General features: G+C 57.0%; 10 protein-coding genes and 2 pseudogenes. 3 read left to right on the top strand and 9 right to left on the bottom strand.

The window, feature by feature from the left end; genetic code table 11:
* Positions 1 to 151 precede the first annotated feature (151 nt).
* Positions 152 to 511, top strand: coding sequence for a 6-carboxytetrahydropterin synthase QueD (gene queD / locus HA48_RS09630; protein WP_128600957.1), 360 nt, complete (start codon positions 152 to 154; stop codon positions 509 to 511).
* A gap of 247 nt (positions 512 to 758) precedes the next feature.
* Positions 759 to 1,358 carry an inorganic diphosphatase gene (locus tag HA48_RS09625; protein ID WP_128600954.1) on the top strand — a complete coding sequence of 200 codons (600 nt, stop codon included), beginning with the start codon at positions 759 to 761 and terminating at the stop codon, positions 1,356 to 1,358.
* Positions 1,359 to 1,463: 105 nt separating this feature from the next.
* Here HA48_RS09625 and queE read toward each other — a convergent pair whose 3' ends face one another.
* The 6 genes and pseudogenes from queE to rlmD all read right to left on the bottom strand — a co-directional run bounded on the left by queE (position 1,464) and on the right by rlmD (position 9,989).
* Entirely contained in the window at positions 1,464 to 2,135 is a 672-nt protein-coding gene (gene queE, locus HA48_RS09620; protein WP_128600952.1) for a 7-carboxy-7-deazaguanine synthase QueE, read from the bottom strand.
* 148 nt (positions 2,136 to 2,283) lie between these two features.
* Positions 2,284 to 3,581 (bottom strand): annotated as a pseudogene (gene eno / locus HA48_RS09615) (phosphopyruvate hydratase).
* Between the two features lie 77 nt (positions 3,582 to 3,658).
* Entirely contained in the window at positions 3,659 to 5,296 is a 1,638-nt protein-coding gene (pyrG, locus tag HA48_RS09610; RefSeq protein WP_128600950.1) for a glutamine hydrolyzing CTP synthase, read from the bottom strand.
* 242 nt (positions 5,297 to 5,538) lie between these two features.
* The gene (gene mazG / locus HA48_RS09605) at positions 5,539 to 6,330 is read right to left on the bottom strand and encodes a nucleoside triphosphate pyrophosphohydrolase (protein WP_128600948.1); all 792 of its coding nucleotides are present in this window, start codon (positions 6,328 to 6,330) and stop codon (positions 5,539 to 5,541) included.
* 75 nt (positions 6,331 to 6,405) lie between these two features.
* Positions 6,406 to 8,640, bottom strand: coding sequence for a GTP diphosphokinase (gene relA, locus HA48_RS09600; RefSeq protein ID WP_128600945.1), 2,235 nt, complete (start codon positions 8,638 to 8,640; stop codon positions 6,406 to 6,408).
* A gap of 32 nt (positions 8,641 to 8,672) precedes the next feature.
* Positions 8,673 to 9,989 carry a 23S rRNA (uracil(1939)-C(5))-methyltransferase RlmD gene (gene rlmD / locus HA48_RS09595; protein WP_128600941.1) on the bottom strand — a complete coding sequence of 439 codons (1,317 nt, stop codon included), beginning with the start codon at positions 9,987 to 9,989 and terminating at the stop codon, positions 8,673 to 8,675.
* 90 nt (positions 9,990 to 10,079) lie between these two features.
* Here rlmD and barA point away from each other — a divergent pair.
* Positions 10,080 to 12,805 (top strand): annotated as a pseudogene (barA, locus tag HA48_RS09590) (two-component sensor histidine kinase BarA).
* A 108-nt stretch (positions 12,806 to 12,913) separates the two neighbouring features.
* Here barA and HA48_RS09585 read toward each other — a convergent pair.
* The 3 genes from HA48_RS09585 to garL all read right to left on the bottom strand — a co-directional run bounded on the left by HA48_RS09585 (position 12,914) and on the right by garL (position 15,809).
* Positions 12,914 to 14,053, bottom strand: a complete 1,140-nt coding sequence (locus HA48_RS09585) for a glycerate kinase (RefSeq protein ID WP_128600939.1) — start codon at positions 14,051 to 14,053, stop codon at positions 12,914 to 12,916.
* A gap of 84 nt (positions 14,054 to 14,137) precedes the next feature.
* Positions 14,138 to 15,022 carry a 2-hydroxy-3-oxopropionate reductase gene (gene garR, locus HA48_RS09580; protein WP_128600937.1) on the bottom strand — a complete coding sequence of 295 codons (885 nt, stop codon included), beginning with the start codon at positions 15,020 to 15,022 and terminating at the stop codon, positions 14,138 to 14,140.
* Positions 15,023 to 15,041: 19 nt separating this feature from the next.
* Positions 15,042 to 15,809 carry a 2-dehydro-3-deoxyglucarate aldolase gene (garL, locus tag HA48_RS09575; protein ID WP_128600934.1) on the bottom strand — a complete coding sequence of 256 codons (768 nt, stop codon included), beginning with the start codon at positions 15,807 to 15,809 and terminating at the stop codon, positions 15,042 to 15,044.
* Positions 15,810 to 15,846: the final 37 nt, after the last annotated feature.

The raw sequence follows: 15,846 nt of genomic DNA, 5'->3' as shown, positions 1-15,846 counted from the left end.
CTGCAAAAGTGGTAAATAAAGGTGAACTGATTCAATCAGTTAATTTAGCTGTTCCTGCCGTCACGCGCGTAAAATGCCCTTTTCGCGGCTGGCGGGTGCGAAAAATCTGCAATTCAGGTAGACTTCAGCGGTTTTTTCGTCTGAGGCCATTATGTCTACCACGCTGTTTAAAGAGTTCCAGTTTGAAGCGGCCCACCGCTTACCTCACGTGCCTGAAGGGCACAAATGCGGCCGCCTGCACGGTCATTCGTTTTTGGTGCGGCTGGAAATTACCGGTGAAGTGGATGCGCACACCGGTTGGGTAATGGATTTTGCCGAACTGAAGGCGGCGTTTATGCCGATTTACGATCGCCTTGATCACCACTATCTGAATGATATCCCCGGTCTGGATAACCCGACCAGCGAAGTCCTGGCGAAGTGGATCTGGGATCAGATGAAGCCGCTGCTGCCCGAGTTGAGCGCGGTGATGATTAAAGAGACCTGTACAGCAGGCTGCGTTTATAAGGGTTGAGACCTTCATCTTCCGCGCTGCAGGTGCGTTGGCCGCCCTTGTCCACCCCGGTCACTTACTGATGTAAGCTCCCGGGGATGAACGCGGTTGCCGCCTTCCTGCAACGTGGAATTCTTGGCCCTCGACATCCAAATCATTGTGACTGCCTGTATCTACCATTGAACCATTTAATGCAGCTAATTCATCTCGCTGTAACACATCCCCTCTACGTTGTTGTCTCCTTCATTAAAGATCAAGAGAATCAACAATGAACTTCGTGAAACGCCTCTCTCTGCTTGCTGTTTTTATCACTGCCTCTGCTGCCGTTCAGGCGGAAAACGTGCTGGATTTCCCTCAGCCGGAGAGTATGCCGGATGAGTTTTATGCAGTAACGGAAATTCCGGCGGGTGGCATGATCAAATATGAGACCGACGCTAAAACCGGCTTTATTGTCGCCGATCGTTTCCAGTCCATGCCGGTAGCCTATCCGGCTAACTACGGCTCACTGACCCAGTCGCTGGGCGGTGATAACGATCCGCTGGATGTGATTTTCTATACCCGCGCGCCATTACAGCCGGGAACACTGATTAAACTGCGGCCGATTGGCGTGCTGAAGATGATCGATGGCGGCGAGGTGGACGATAAGATTGTCGCTGTGCCCGCCAGCAAAATTGATCCGACTTACGACGATATCAAAGAGATGCGCGATCTGCCGAAGGTTGAGCAGCAGCGTCTGGAAGCGTTTTTCCGTGTGTATAAGCAGTTGCCGGATGGGCGCAAGAAGGTGGAGCTGAACGGTTTTGAAGATGCCGCTAAAGCCAAAGCGGAGATTAAACAGGCGTTCGATGCCTATAAAGCGAAGCAGTAAACGGCAGAGTTGCGCCAGTGCGGTAATGAACAAGGTCGCCATTAATGGCGACCCTACGGTACGGGTGTGATTTTTTGTAGGGCGCGCATTAATGCGCACCGGGTATCAGGCGATATTCAAATACTTATGCGTCTGCATCGACAGGCGCCAGTTGCGGGCAATGCAGGTCTCAATACACAGTTTTGTTGCCGCATCGCCACGGCTGATGGGCTGCAGTGCCACGATACGCTTTTTCTCATCGCCCAGGCCGGCCAGCAACGCATCCAGCGCTTCTACGTCACGCTCACGCGCCACCGGATGTTTGATCTCATCCGCCCGCTGCAGCGCCTGTGGCAGCACATCGTAGCCACCCCGCATGTTCACTTTCGGTGAAACCGTCACCCAGGTCGCGGCCGAGCAGTGCACCTCATGCGTGCCGCTGGTCTCAATCTGGCACTGAAAACCGCCTGCTTCCAGCGCATCCGTAAGCGGGCGCAGGTCAAAAATCGCCGGCTCGCCGCCGGTGATCACGATATGGCGCGCGGTCCAGCCCTGACGCTGGATAGTCTCGATCAGCGTGGCGGCATCGGCGCTGCCCCAGGCGTCACTCTCGACGGTTTTAACCAGAATATCGCCCAGCGATGTCTCCCGATCCGCATGCTTTTCCCAGGTATGTTTGGTATCACACCAGCTACACCCCACCGGACATCCCTGTAAGCGGATAAAGATGGCCGGCACGCCGGTATAAAACCCTTCGCCCTGCAGCGTCTGGAACATTTCGTTAATCGGGTAGAACATTTTTCACTCACGTCAGAAATTCGAGGCGCAGATTATGGCAGATTTTGCACGCGGCGACACAGCTGCATCGTGCCATAAAAAGCAAAAGCCCCGCCGGAGCGGGGCTTTGAGGGTGGCGATGCCGCCGTGCGGCAGCATCAGCAGGCGATTACGCCTGGCCTTTTACTTCTTTCAGACCGTTGAACGGTGCTTTGTCGCCCAGCGCTTCTTCGATACGAATCAGCTGGTTGTACTTAGCAACACGGTCAGAACGGCTCATTGAACCGGTTTTGATCTGGCCAGCTGCAGTACCTACCGCCAGGTCAGCGATGGTAGCATCTTCAGTTTCACCTGAACGGTGTGAAATCACCGCGGTGTAACCTGCATCCTTCGCCATCTTGATCGCCGCCAGGGTTTCGGTCAGAGAACCGATCTGGTTGAATTTGATCAGGATAGAGTTAGCGATGCCTTTATCGATACCCTCTTTCAGGATTTTGGTGTTGGTTACGAACAGGTCGTCACCCACCAGCTGGATTTTGTCGCCCAGCACTTTAGTCTGGTAAGCGAAGCCGTTCCAGTCAGACTCGTCCAGACCATCTTCGATAGAGACGATTGGGTACTGTTTGGTCAGATCTTCCAGGAAGTGCGTGAACTCTTCAGAGGTGAACGCTTTGTTGCCTTCGCCCGCCAGCACATATTTGCCATCTTTGTAGAATTCAGACGCTGCGCAGTCCATCGCCAGGGTGATGTCTTTGCCCAGCTCGTAGCCTGCTGCTTTTACCGCTTCAGCGATAACAGCCAGCGCTTCGGCGTTAGAGCCCAGGTTTGGCGCGTAGCCACCTTCGTCACCGACAGCCGTGCTCATGCCTTTGGCTTTCAGCACTTTAGCCAGGTTGTGGAAAACTTCAGAACCCATACGGATGGCTTCTTTCACGTTTTTCGCACCAACTGGCTGAATCATGAACTCCTGGATATCAACGTTGTTATCCGCGTGCTCACCACCGTTGATGATGTTCATCATTGGCAGCGGCATAGAGTATTTGCCGGGGTGCCGTTCAGTTCAGCGATGTGTGCATACAGTGGCAGACCTTTAGAGGCTGCTGCTGCTTTCGCCGCTGCCAGAGAAACAGCCAGAATGGCGTTTGCACCGAAGTTGGATTTGTTGTCAGTACCGTCCAGCTCGATCATGATCTTATCAATGTTCGCCTGGTCTTTGGCATCTTTGCCTTTTACCGCGTCAGCGATTGGGCCGTTAACCGCCGCAACCGCTTTGGTTACGCCTTTGCCCAGGAAGCGAGACTTATCACCGTCACGCAGCTCCAGTGCTTCGCGGGAACCGGTAGATGCACCTGATGGCGCAGCTGCCAGACCAACGAAACCGCCTTCCAGATGCACTTCTGCTTCTACAGTCGGGTTGCCACGGGAGTCGATGATTTCGCGACCGATGACTTTAACGATTTTGGACATTCGATTTTCCTCAGTACAAGTTAGTCAATCCTAAGACAAACAACGCGCGAAAAGTTCGCGCGCTGTTCGTTAAACTTTTACTTCGCTAAACGCTTCTGGTGCTCCTGCGCGGCCTTCACAAAGCCGGCAAACAGCGGATGACCATCACGCGGGGTCGACGTGAATTCCGGGTGGAACTGACAGGCTACGAACCACGGATGGTTCGGGATCTCAATGATCTCCACCAGCTGGTCGTCACCGGAACGGCCTGCAATGTGCAGACCCGCCGCTTCAATCGGCTTCAGCAGCAGATTGTTTACTTCATAACGATGACGGTGACGCTCAGTAATCACGTCAGAACCGTACAGCTGACGCACCTTGCTTTCCGGAGTCAGCTGGCACTGCTGGCTGCCCAGGCGCATGGTGCCGCCCAGATCGCTCTGCTCGGTACGCTGTTCAACGTTACCGTTCTCATCGCGCCACTCGGTGATCAGCGCAACCACCGGGTATTTACAGTCTGGCACAAATTCGGTTGAGTTGGCGTCCTGCATCCCGGCCACGTTGCGCGCAAACTCCATCAACGCAATCTGCATGCCGAGGCAGATACCCAGGTAAGGGATGTTGTTTTCACGCGCATACTGCGCAGTCATCAACTTGCCTTCCACACCACGGTAACCAAAACCACCTGGAATCAGGATAGCATCCAGATCTTTCAGGATTTCGACGCCGCGCGTCTCAACATCCTGCGAGTCGATCAGCTTGATGTTAACGGTCACGCGATTTTTCAGGCCGCCGTGCTTCAGCGCTTCAATCACGGATTTGTACGCATCCGGCAGTTCGACATATTTGCCGACCATACCGATGGTCACTTCGCCGCCCGGATTGGCCTCTTCGTAAATCACCTGCTCCCACTCCGCCAGGTTGGCTTCCGGTGCGTTCAGATTGAAACGCTTGCAGATGTAGTCATCCAGGCCCTGCGACTTCAGCAGGCCAGGGATTTTGTAGATGGAATCGACATCTTTCAGTGAGATAACCGCTTTTTCCGGCACGTTACAGAACAGCGCGATTTTGGCGCGTTCGTTGGCCGGTACGGCGCGGTCAGAACGGCAGATCAGCACATCAGGCTGAATACCGATCGACAGCAGCTCTTTTACCGAGTGCTGCGTAGGTTTGGTCTTCACCTCACCGGCTGCCGCCATATAGGGCACCAGCGTCAGGTGCATATACATGGTGTGCTCACGGCCCACATCGACCGCCATCTGGCGGATGGCTTCAAGGAACGGCAGGGATTCGATATCGCCCACGGTTCCGCCGATCTCCACCAGCACGACGTCATGACCTTCGCCACCTTCAATGATGCGCTCTTTAATGGCGTTGGTGATGTGTGGGATAACCTGAATCGTGGCACCCAGATAGTCACCGCGACGCTCTTTGCGCAGCACTTCTGAGTAGATACGACCGGTAGTGAAGTTGTTGCGGCGCGACATTTTGGTACGGATGAAGCGCTCGTAGTGACCTAAATCCAGATCGGTCTCGGCCCCATCATCGGTAACAAACACTTCACCGTGCTGCGTTGGGCTCATGGTACCCGGATCGACGTTGATATACGGATCGAGTTTCATGATGGTCACATTCAGACCACGTGCTTCAAGGATGGCTGCGAGGGAGGCTGCGGCAATGCCTTTGCCCAGAGAGGAAACGACCCCGCCGGTCACAAAAATATAATTCGTTGTCATGCTGAACCTGAGAGTTTAGGTTTAAAGACGGTGGAATAACCAGGACGGGAAAGCAGTATACCCGAAGTCGTCCGCAGCCACAATTGATGAATCACACCATCCTCCCGCGCATTGCAGTCCGTAACATACTGGATAGGACGCCGGGAAATGTTGATGTACGTCACAAACTTGCCGCCTGGCTGAATCGAGTAAGCGCAAGCGGCGATTTTATGCACAGCGCTGGAATAACGAGCAGATTCTGCTTAGTGCTTGTTCTCGTTCAGTTTCACCTGCTGCCAGGCGGCTTCCATCTGCTCCAGCGTGGCCGCCTGCATCTCCAGCCCCTGCGCGCCGATCAGCGCTTCTACCTGACGGAAGCGACGCTCAAATTTATCGTTGGCTTTCTGCAGCGCGGTTTCCGCTTTACTGCCCAGATGCCGTGAGAGGTTCACCGTGGCAAACAGCAGATCGCCAATCTCCTCCTCCAGCTTCACGGGATCAACCACCGCCTGCTGCGCTTCGTGCATCACTTCATCGATCTCCTCATGCACCTTGCCCAGCACCGGCCCAAGGCTGTCCCAGTCAAAGCCCACCGTCTTGCAGCGCTTCTGAATTTTGTGCGCGCGCATCAGCGCAGGCAGCGCCTTTGGGATGTCATCCAGCACCGAGTGCTGCGATTTTGCCAAACGCTCGCGCTGTTTAATCGCTTCCCAGTTTTTCAGCACCTCATCAGTCGAATCTGCCTGACTATCCCCAAAAATATGCGGATGGCGGCGCTCCAGCTTGTCGCTGATCGCATTGCAGATGTCGTCAAAATTAAAACGCTGCTGCTCATCAGCCATCTGCGCATAGAACACCACCTGAAACAGCAGATCGCCGAGCTCACCGCGCAGATCGTCAAAGTCTTCGCGCTGGATAGCGTCCAGCACTTCATAGGTCTCTTCCAGCGTATAAGGCGCGATGGAGGTGAAGGTCTGCTCGCGATCCCACGGGCAACCGCGCTCCGGATCGCGCAGGGTTTGCATGATGGTGAGCAGGCGGTTGAGGGCAGTCATGAAGGATCCTTATGGTAATAAAAATGGAAAGGTCGCCATAAATGGCGACCCTGAGATTATGATGACCTGGCAAAATCAGTGCAAACGGCGCGCGTCGATAATATCCGGTACCTGATTGAGTCGCGCCAGCACGCGGCCCAGCACCTGCTGATTGTAGATCTCAATATCCATATCGATGGTCGCCAGCTGCTTTTTGGTATCGCTGCGGCTGGAGACGCCCAGCACGTTAACCTTCTCGTTTGCCAGAATAGTAGTGATATCACGCAGCAAACCGCTGCGATCGTTGGCGGTGACGCGCACCACCAGCGAATAGCCGCTGGAGTAACTTTCGCCCCACACGGCATCCACAATACGCTCCGGCGCATGGGAGATCAGTTCGCTGAGCTGATCGCAGTCGGCACGGTGGATCGAGATACCGCGCCCCTGAGTGATAAAACCAACAATATCATCGCCCGGAATCGGCTGGCAGCAGCGCGCAATGTGGTGCAGCAGATTGCCGACGCCCTCCACCACCACGCGCCCGCTCTCTTTACGCGCCGAGGAAGCGTGATGGGATTTTGCCGTCAGCTGGCGCAACGCTTCGCGATCTTCCTCTTCGGCGCTTGGCTTGTTGAGCTTCGCCTGCAGGAAGTTGACCATCTGATTGAGACGAATATCGCCGCCGCCAATCATCGCCAGCAGCTCATCCTGCGAACTGACGTTGTAGCGTGGCAGCAGAATCTTCTCGGCCTCGCGCATGCTGATATCCAGCTGGCTAAGCTCGTTATCGAGGATCTGCCGGCCGGCAACGATGTTCTTGTCACGATCCTGTTTGCGGAACCAGGCCTGAATCTTCGAGCGGCCGCGGCTGGTGGTAATGTAACCAAGATTCGGGTTCAGCCAGTCACGGCTCGGGTTCGGCTGCTTCTGCGTGATCACTTCAATCTGATCACCCATCTGCAACTGATAGGTAAACGGCACAATGCGGCCGCCAATTTTCGCGCCAATACAGCGATGACCAATATCACTGTGAATATGGTAGGCAAAGTCGAGCGGCGTTGAGCCGGCAGGCAAGTCCACCACGTCGCCTTTCGGCGTAAACACATAGACGCGGTCATCAAAGACCTGGCTGCGCACCTCCTCCAGCAGTTCGCCGGAGTCCGCCATCTCCTCCTGCCAGGTGATCAGCTTACGCAGCCATGCAATGCGCTCTTCGTGACCGGCTGAGCCGCGTGCGTTGCCGGAGGTTGGCCCCTCTTTGTATTTCCAGTGCGCCGCCACACCCAGCTCGGCGTCTTCGTGCATCTGGCGGGTACGAATCTGGATCTCGACCGTCTTCCCTTCCGGGCCCAGCACCACGGTGTGAATCGACTGATAACCGTTTGGTTTGGGATTGGCAACGTAGTCGTCGAACTCGCTTGGCAGGTGGCGATAGAGCGTATGCACCGTTCCGAGCGCGCCGTAGCAATCCTGCAGACGCTCGGCCACGATACGCACTGCGCGCACGTCAAACAGCTCATCAAACGCCAGCGACTTTTTCTGCATCTTGCGCCAGATACTGTAGATATGTTTCGGACGGCCATACACTTCCGCGCGTACGCCCTCTTTCTGCATCTCTTTACGCAGGTTGTCGACGAAGTTCTCGATATATTGCTCACGATCGATACGTCTTTCATGCAGCAGTTTGGCGATGCGTTTGTATTCGTCCGGATGCAGATAGCGGAAGCAGTAATCTTCCAGCTCCCATTTGAGCTGGCCGATACCCAGGCGGTTAGCCAGTGGCGCATAGATGTTGGTGCTCTCTTTGGCCGCCAGTACGCGCTCATCTTCCGGCGCGTCTTTCATCTCGCGCAGGTGAGCGATGCGCTCTGCCAGCTTGATCACCACGCAGCGGAAATCCTCCACCATCGCCAGCAGCATACGGCGAACGTTATCCACCTGCTCAGAGGCCATGGAGTCGTTGTGAATCGCCTTCAGCTGACGAATGGCGTCCATGTCGCGCACACCGTGCACCAGCGACACAATGCCTTTACCGAAGGATTGCTCCAGCGCCTCTTCGCTCACCACTTCAGCGTGAGCAAGCGGGAACAGCAGCGCAGCCCGCAGGCTATCAATATCCATACTGAGCATGGTGAGGATCTCTACCATCTCAATACCGCGCCATAGCAGCAGAGCTTGTTCAGGATGGTCGTGCGTTTCGGTTTCACAGTAGCGCCATGTTTCCGCCAGACGCTCACACGACTGCGGATTGTTGATACTTAAGCTGGCGATCCACTGGTCAAGGGCAAACTCCCCCGCCGTATTTAAGTGCGCACTTCTAACCGCAACCATATCCTCTCCTGCCATAGCGACTTAAACGCCGCTTATGTTTTGCTAAACAGCACCATGGATTCGAGATGGCTGGTATGTGGGAACATATCCAGCATCGCGACCCTTTCCAAGTGGTAGCCCGCTGACAGAAATGTCTGACTGTCACGAGCAAGTGTTGTTGGGTTACAGGACACATAGACCACGCGTTCTGGCGCAAGTTTAACGATATGCGACATTACGCCCGCAGCCCCGGCCCGTGCCGGGTCCAGTAACACTTTATTAAATCCCTGCGCCGCCCATGGCTGGCGCGAGACATCTTCCTCTAAGTTGTGCTGGAAGAAGCAGACATTTCTGAGATTGTTAAGCTGAGCATTATACTCTGCCTGACGCACTAATGCTGCTACACCCTCCACACCCACCGCATTTTGTACGCACTTTCCTACAGGCAATGTGAAGTTGCCCATGCCGCAGAACAGATCAAGCACGCGATCGTCGGGCTGCAGATCCAGCCAGGCGATCGCTTTCGCCACCATCTGCTGATTCACGCCATCATTCACCTGGATAAAATCCTGCGGGCTGAACGTGAGCTGTAGATCAAACGAATGGTAGAAGGGTTCGGTCGCCTGCAGTGCCTGCAGCGTCTCGCTGCCGTCGGCCAGGAAGGTCATCAGCCGGTGCTCATGCGAAAAGCGTTCCAGTTTTGCGCGATCGGCTGCTGAGAGCGCATCAAGATGGCGCAGCACCAGCAGCGGACCGTTATCGGCCAGCACCAGCTCAACATGCCCCAGCCGTTTAACCGCGTTCAGGCTGCTCAGGCAGTGGTGCAGCGGTTGCAGCAGCGCTTCAAGCTCGGGCACCAAAACGGGGCACTGCTTCAGTTCAACCAGATCGTTACTGGCCGCCTGCCGGAACCCCATCAGCAGACGCTGCTGTTTGGGGTGCCACTGCAAGCCCAGCCGCGCGCGGCGGCGATAGCCCCAAGGACTGCCGCTGATGATCTCGTCAACGCGCACCGGCAGCGGCGCCTCGCGGCTCAGCATGCGGCTCAGCGCACGCGCTTTACTCTCCTGCTGCAGCGCCACCGCAGCGTGCTGCTGCTGACAGCCACCGCACACGCCAAAGTGTACGCAGCGCGGCGTCTCCCGCTGCGGGCTGGGCTGGGTGATGGTTTTCGCTTTCGCACGCGCAAACTGCCGTTTATCTTCCGTCACGGTTATTTCGGCCTGTTCACCGGGCAGCGCGCCGCTGACAAACACGGTTTTGCCATTATGGCGCGCCACGCCCTGTCCAAAGGGATCAAGGTCTTCTATCGTGACGGTGATCCGCTGCTTAGTCGTCACACGCTGTTTTGCGGAGTAAAATTGCGCCATAGTGTTATAAATTCTCGATATTAACGGAGTGTGCAACCGTACGCGGCGTGCACACAGGGATAAAATGCCAGGAGTCGCCAGGCCACAATTATGACGAAATATAGCCTGCGGGCGCGAATGATGATTTTGATACTGGCGCCGACGCTGATGATTGGTCTGCTGCTCAGCACCTTTTTCGTGGTGCACCGCTATAACGAACTCCAGCATCAGGTTCAGGATGCCGGCGCCAATATTATCGAACCGCTGGCGGTCTCCAGTGAGTACAGCATGACCTGGCACAACCGCGATGCAATTCGTGAACTGGTGAGTCTGCTGCACCGGCGTCATTCCGATATTGTCCGTGCCATCACTATTTTCGACAACAATAATCACACCTACGTGACGTCGAATAACAATCAAAACCTCGCGCTGTTACAGAAAGACGATATCTCTACGCTGCAGGATGGCGTCTCCATGGAGCGGCACGGCAACCTTATGGTATTGCGCACGCCAATTATCTCTGAGCGCTACTCAGTGGATGAGCTGCCGGGTGAAGATGCCAAACCGGCCGGTAATCCGCTGGGCTATGTGGCAATTGAACTGGATCTGCAGTCGGTGCGGCTGGAGCAGTACAAAGAGGTGTTCGTCGCCACGCTGCTGCTGCTGTTCTGTTTATGTATCGCTATGCTGTTTGCCTATCGCCTGATGCGCGATGTGACCGGTCCGATTCGCAATATGGTCTCCACGGTGGATCGCATCCGCCGCGGCCAGCTCGACAGCCGCGTGGATGGCTATATGCTCGGTGAACTGAGCATCCTGAAGAACGGCATCAACGCGATGGCGATGTCGCTGACCGCCTATCACGAAGAGATGCAGCAGAATATCGATCAGGCCACCTACGACCTGCGCGAAACGCTGGAGCAGCTGGAGATTCAGAACGTTGAACTGGATCTGGCGAAGAAGCGCGCGCAGGAGGCGGCGCGTATTAAATCGGAGTTCCTCGCCAATATGTCGCACGAGTTGCGTACCCCGCTTAATGGCGTGATTGGCTTTACCCGGCAGATGCTGAAAACCGGGCTGAGTACCAACCAGCGCGACTACATGAGCACCATTGAGCGTTCGGCTAACAATTTGCTCAGCATCATCAACGACGTGCTCGACTTCTCTAAGCTGGAAGCGGGCAAGCTGGTGCTGGAGTCGATCCCCTTCCCGCTGCGCGCCACGCTGGATGAGACCCTGGTCCTGCTGGCGCCCTCCGCGCACGATAAGGGGCTGGAGATCACCGTATGCCTGGAGAAGCAGGTGCCGGATAACGTGATTGGCGATCCGCTGCGCCTGCAGCAGATTTTGATTAACCTGATCGGCAATGCCATCAAGTTCACCGAGCGCGGCCACATTGATCTGCGCGTTGAGCTGCGCAGCCTGAACGCCACGCGCGTAGAGCTGGAGATCCAGGTGCACGACACCGGCATTGGCATCTCTGAGCAGCAGCAGTCACAGCTGTTCCAGGCATTTCGCCAGGCGGATGCCAGCATTACGCGCCGTCACGGCGGCACCGGCCTCGGTTTAGTCATTACCCAGAAGCTGGTCCAGGAGATGGGCGGTGAGATCGCCTTCCACAGTCGTCAGGATCACGGCTCCACCTTCTGGGTGCATGTGCATCTGGATCTCAATCCCAACGCGCCGGCCATTCCACGCGTGCTGGACGATCTGCACGCCACGCAGTTGGCCTATATCGAACCGCATCCGGCCGTGGCGAAAGCGGTGCAGGAGATGCTGAGCATAACGCCGCTGCAGGTGCAGCATTACGCCAGCATTGACGATCTGCCCGCCACGCGCTTCCCGCTACTGCTGCTGGGCCTGCCGGTGAACGACCCGCACCCGGCCACCTTGCCGGATGCGCTGATTACGCGCCTGCGCAGCCATGCGGATTCGGTGCTGCTGGCGCTGCCGAGTGAAATGATGCTGTTCGCCGATGATCTGCGCGCACGCGGTATTGCGGGCTGCCTGGCCAAACCGGTTTCGCTGACGCGCCTGCTGCCGATGCTGCTGGATCTGAACATGCGCCACCCCGCAACCCTGCCGCGCAGCGCGCGCCAGCCGCTGACGGTGATGGCAGTGGATGATAACCCGGCCAATCTGAAGCTGATCGGCGCCTGCTGGAGGAGCAGGTGCAGAATATTGTGTTGTGCGATAACGCGGAGCAGGCGATTCGCGAAGCGCGGCTGCATAAGCTGGATGTGATTCTGATGGATATCCAGATGCCGGATATCGATGGAATCCGCGCCAGTGAAATCATCCGCGGCCTGCCCCTGCATGCCAGTACGCCGATTGTGGCGGTAACCGCCCATGCGCTGGATGGCGAGCGCGAGCAGCTGATTGCCGCCGGCATGAACGACTATCTGGCTAAGCCGATTGATGAAGCTAAACTGAGCCAGCTGCTTCAGCGCTATGCGCCGAATCTTGCCAGCGCACCGCCGCTGCAGCCCGGGATTGCGCCCTCACTCGACTGGGACCTGGCGCTGCGTCAGGCGGCGAATAAACCGGATCTGGCGCGCGATCTGCTCCGGATGCTGCTGGATTTCCTGCCGGAGGTGGAGCAGCGCGTGGCGGAGTGCATGGCGGCTAACGATGTGAACGGGCTGCGCGAGATTATTCATAAGCTGCACGGCAGCGCCAGCTACAGCGGCGTGCCGCGTCTGAAGCAGCTTTGTCAGCAGCTGGAGAAGAGTTTGCATCAGGAGAGTGATATCGAGGCGCTGGAGCCGGAGCTGCTGGAGCTGAGCGATGAGATGGCGAATGTGGCGCGCGAGGCACGCAAGCTGCTGGCGGGTTGAGGGCGTGCGGTGTGTAATAAGGTCAGCATGAATGCTGACCCTGAAGAGCTTCCGGCGCGCCATTAACCGCACGAGTTTTTCACAGGGTCGCCACTCATGGCGACCTGGCTACAACCCCTGCCCAACCTTAATCGTGGCAGCGACATTTCTTGCCGTCAGGCGCACATTCTGTGCGGCCTGGGCCAGCGCCTCATCCAGCGTACAGATACCGAATAACACGCTGTAAACCGCATCCAGCCCGTGCGCATGCACTACACCGACATCGGCCGTCAGGCTGCCGGCAATCCCAATTACCGGCTTGTTAAACTGCTTCGCCACCTGGGCGACGCCAATCGGCACTTTACCGTTGATACTCTGACTGTCGATACGCCCTTCGCCGGTGATCACCAGGTCAGCATCTTTCACCTGATCCGCCAGCCCGAGCGCTTCAGTCACAATCTCAATGCCGCGCCGCAGCTCTGCCTGGCAAAACGCATGCAGCGCCGCGCCCATGCCGCCCGCTGCGCCGCCACCGGCAATGTGCAGCACGTCGATATCCAGATCGCGCTGAATAATACCGGCGTAGTGCGCCAGCGCATCATCCAGCTGCTGTACCAGCTCCGGCGTTGCCCCTTTCTGCGGCCCAAAAATCGCTGAGGCACCCTTCTCACCCAGCAGCGGATTGGTGACATCACAGGCCACTTCAATGCGGCACTGTCTAAGCCGCGGATCCAGCTCAGTGATATCAATGCGGGCCAGCTGCGGTAACGCGCCGCCGCCGTGGCCAATCTCACGGTTTTGTGCATCCAGCAACTGTGCGCCCAGCGCCTGCACCATACCTGAACCGCCATCATTCGTTGCGCTGCCGCCGATACCAATAATGATGTGTTTAACACCGCGATCGAGCGCATTCGCGATCAGCTCACCGGTGCCATAGGAGGTTGTTACCCGCGGATCGCGCTGTGCCGCCGGCACCAGCTCCAGCCCGCTGGCGGCCGCCATTTCGATAAATGCGGTATGCCGATCGCCTGATAAACCGTAAAAGGCGTCAACCGGTTTACCCAGCGGCCCGGTGACCGTCAGCCTGACGATGCTGCCCTGGGTGGCTGCCACCATCGCCTCTACCGTGCCTTCACCGCCATCAGCAACCGGTATCTTTACGTAGTCGGCAGCAGGAAAGATCTCGCGGAATCCTGCTTCAATCGCGTCCGCCACTTCCAGGGCAGACAAACTCTCTTTGTATGAATCCGGTGCGATGACAATTTTCATAGGCAATCCGAGCGCGTAGATGACGGAACTCCGTCCAGCTAAGGCGATGAACGGTCCGGCCTCCGCAGATGCCGGACCCGTGCACTACCGGGTGATCTCAACTTTCGCTAATTTTTCATAATAGCAAGCCAGCGCGCTATGATCGGACGTCCCTTGCCCATCCACTTTCAGCGCCTGCATCATCTCCATTACCGCCGCGGTCAGCGGCAGGTGTGCGCCAATGCCGTGCGAGGTGTCGAGCGCGTTAGCCAGGTCTTTGATATGCAGGTCAATACGGAAGCCCGGCTTGAAGTTACGATCCAGCACCATCGGTGCTTTGGCATCCAGCACGGTACTGCCGGCCAGACCGCCGCGAATCGCCTGATACACCAGCTCCGGATTCACACCCGCTTTGGTTGCCAGCGACAGCGCTTCGGACATTGCGGCGATATTCAGCGCCACGATCACCTGATTCGCCAGTTTGGTGACGTTGCCCGCGCCGATATCGCCGGTGTGCACGACCGAACCCGCCATGGCTTTCATCACGTCGTAGTGGGCGTCAAACACCGCTTTATCACCGCCGACCATCACTGACAGCGTGCCCTCAATCGCTTTTGGCTCGCCGCCGCTGACGGGCGCATCCAGCATTTTGATGCCCTTCTCTGCCAGCGCATCGTGTACTTCGCGGCTGGCCAGCGGTGCAATGGAGCTCATGTCGATGACCACCAATCCGGGCTTAGCCCCCTCAATGATGCCGCCGGCACCCAGACACACCTCTTTCACCTGCGGCGAGTTCGGCACCATGGTGATGACCACGTCAACCTGTTCCGCCACCTCTTTCGGCGTTTTCGCCACGGTGGCACCCAGCTCAACCAGCTCGGCTTCGTTGCTGGCGTTATGATCGCGCACTACCAGCGTATAACCGGCTTTCACCAGGTTTTTACTCATCGGTTTGCCCATAATGCCCAGGCCGATAAATCCAATTTTCATTGCCTTTCCTCTTCGTCAGTTACTGCTTAAATTTGTCGCACAGCGCCTGCGTGGCGTGGCGGAAAACACCCAGATCGCTACCGACCGCCACAAAGCTGGCGCCCCACTCCAGGTAACGGCGCGCATCGGCTTCAACCGGTGCCAGAATGCCGCTGGGTTTGCCGGCGGCTTTCGCCCGCTCAAAGACATGTTTAATCACTTTCAGCACTTCCGGATGCGCAGGCTGGCCGAGATAACCCAGCGCCGCTGAGAGATCGCCCGGACCGACAAAGATGCCGTCCACGCCCTCGACTGCCGCAATCGCATCAATATTGTCTACCGCCTGCTGCGTTTCGATCTGCACCATGACGCTGATGTTGTCGTTGATGGTGCTGTTGTACTCCGGCAGCGTGCCGTACATGTTGCTCCGGTGCGAAACCGACACGCCGCGAATGCCAACCGGCGGATAGCGGGTGGAAGCCACCGCGCGCAGCGCATCCTCTTCCGTCTCCACAAACGGAATCAGGAAGTTATAGAAGCCGATATCCAGCAAACGCTTGATGATGATCGGTTCGTTACACGGCGGACGTACCACCGGCGCGCTGTGGCTGCCCTTCAGCGCCATCAGCTGTGGAATAAAGGTGGTGATGTCATTGGGGGCGTGTTCGCCATCCAGTACCAGCCAGTCAAAACCCGCCAGCCCCAGCACTTCAGTGGTGATCGGGTTGGCAAGGGCACACCAGCTGCCAATCAGAGTCTCTCCGGACAGCAGGCGGCGACGAAAGGTGTTCGGCCAGGCGTTACTCATGTTCTTTGCTCCAGTCAGTTAGCGCAGGCTCCCGCGC

The organism is Pantoea wallisii, from assembly GCF_002095485.1.
Lineage (GTDB): Bacteria > Pseudomonadota > Gammaproteobacteria > Enterobacterales > Enterobacteriaceae > Pantoea > Pantoea wallisii.
Note: the sequence above shows the minus strand (reverse complement) of the source record. Positions and strands in the feature narration are given on the sequence as shown.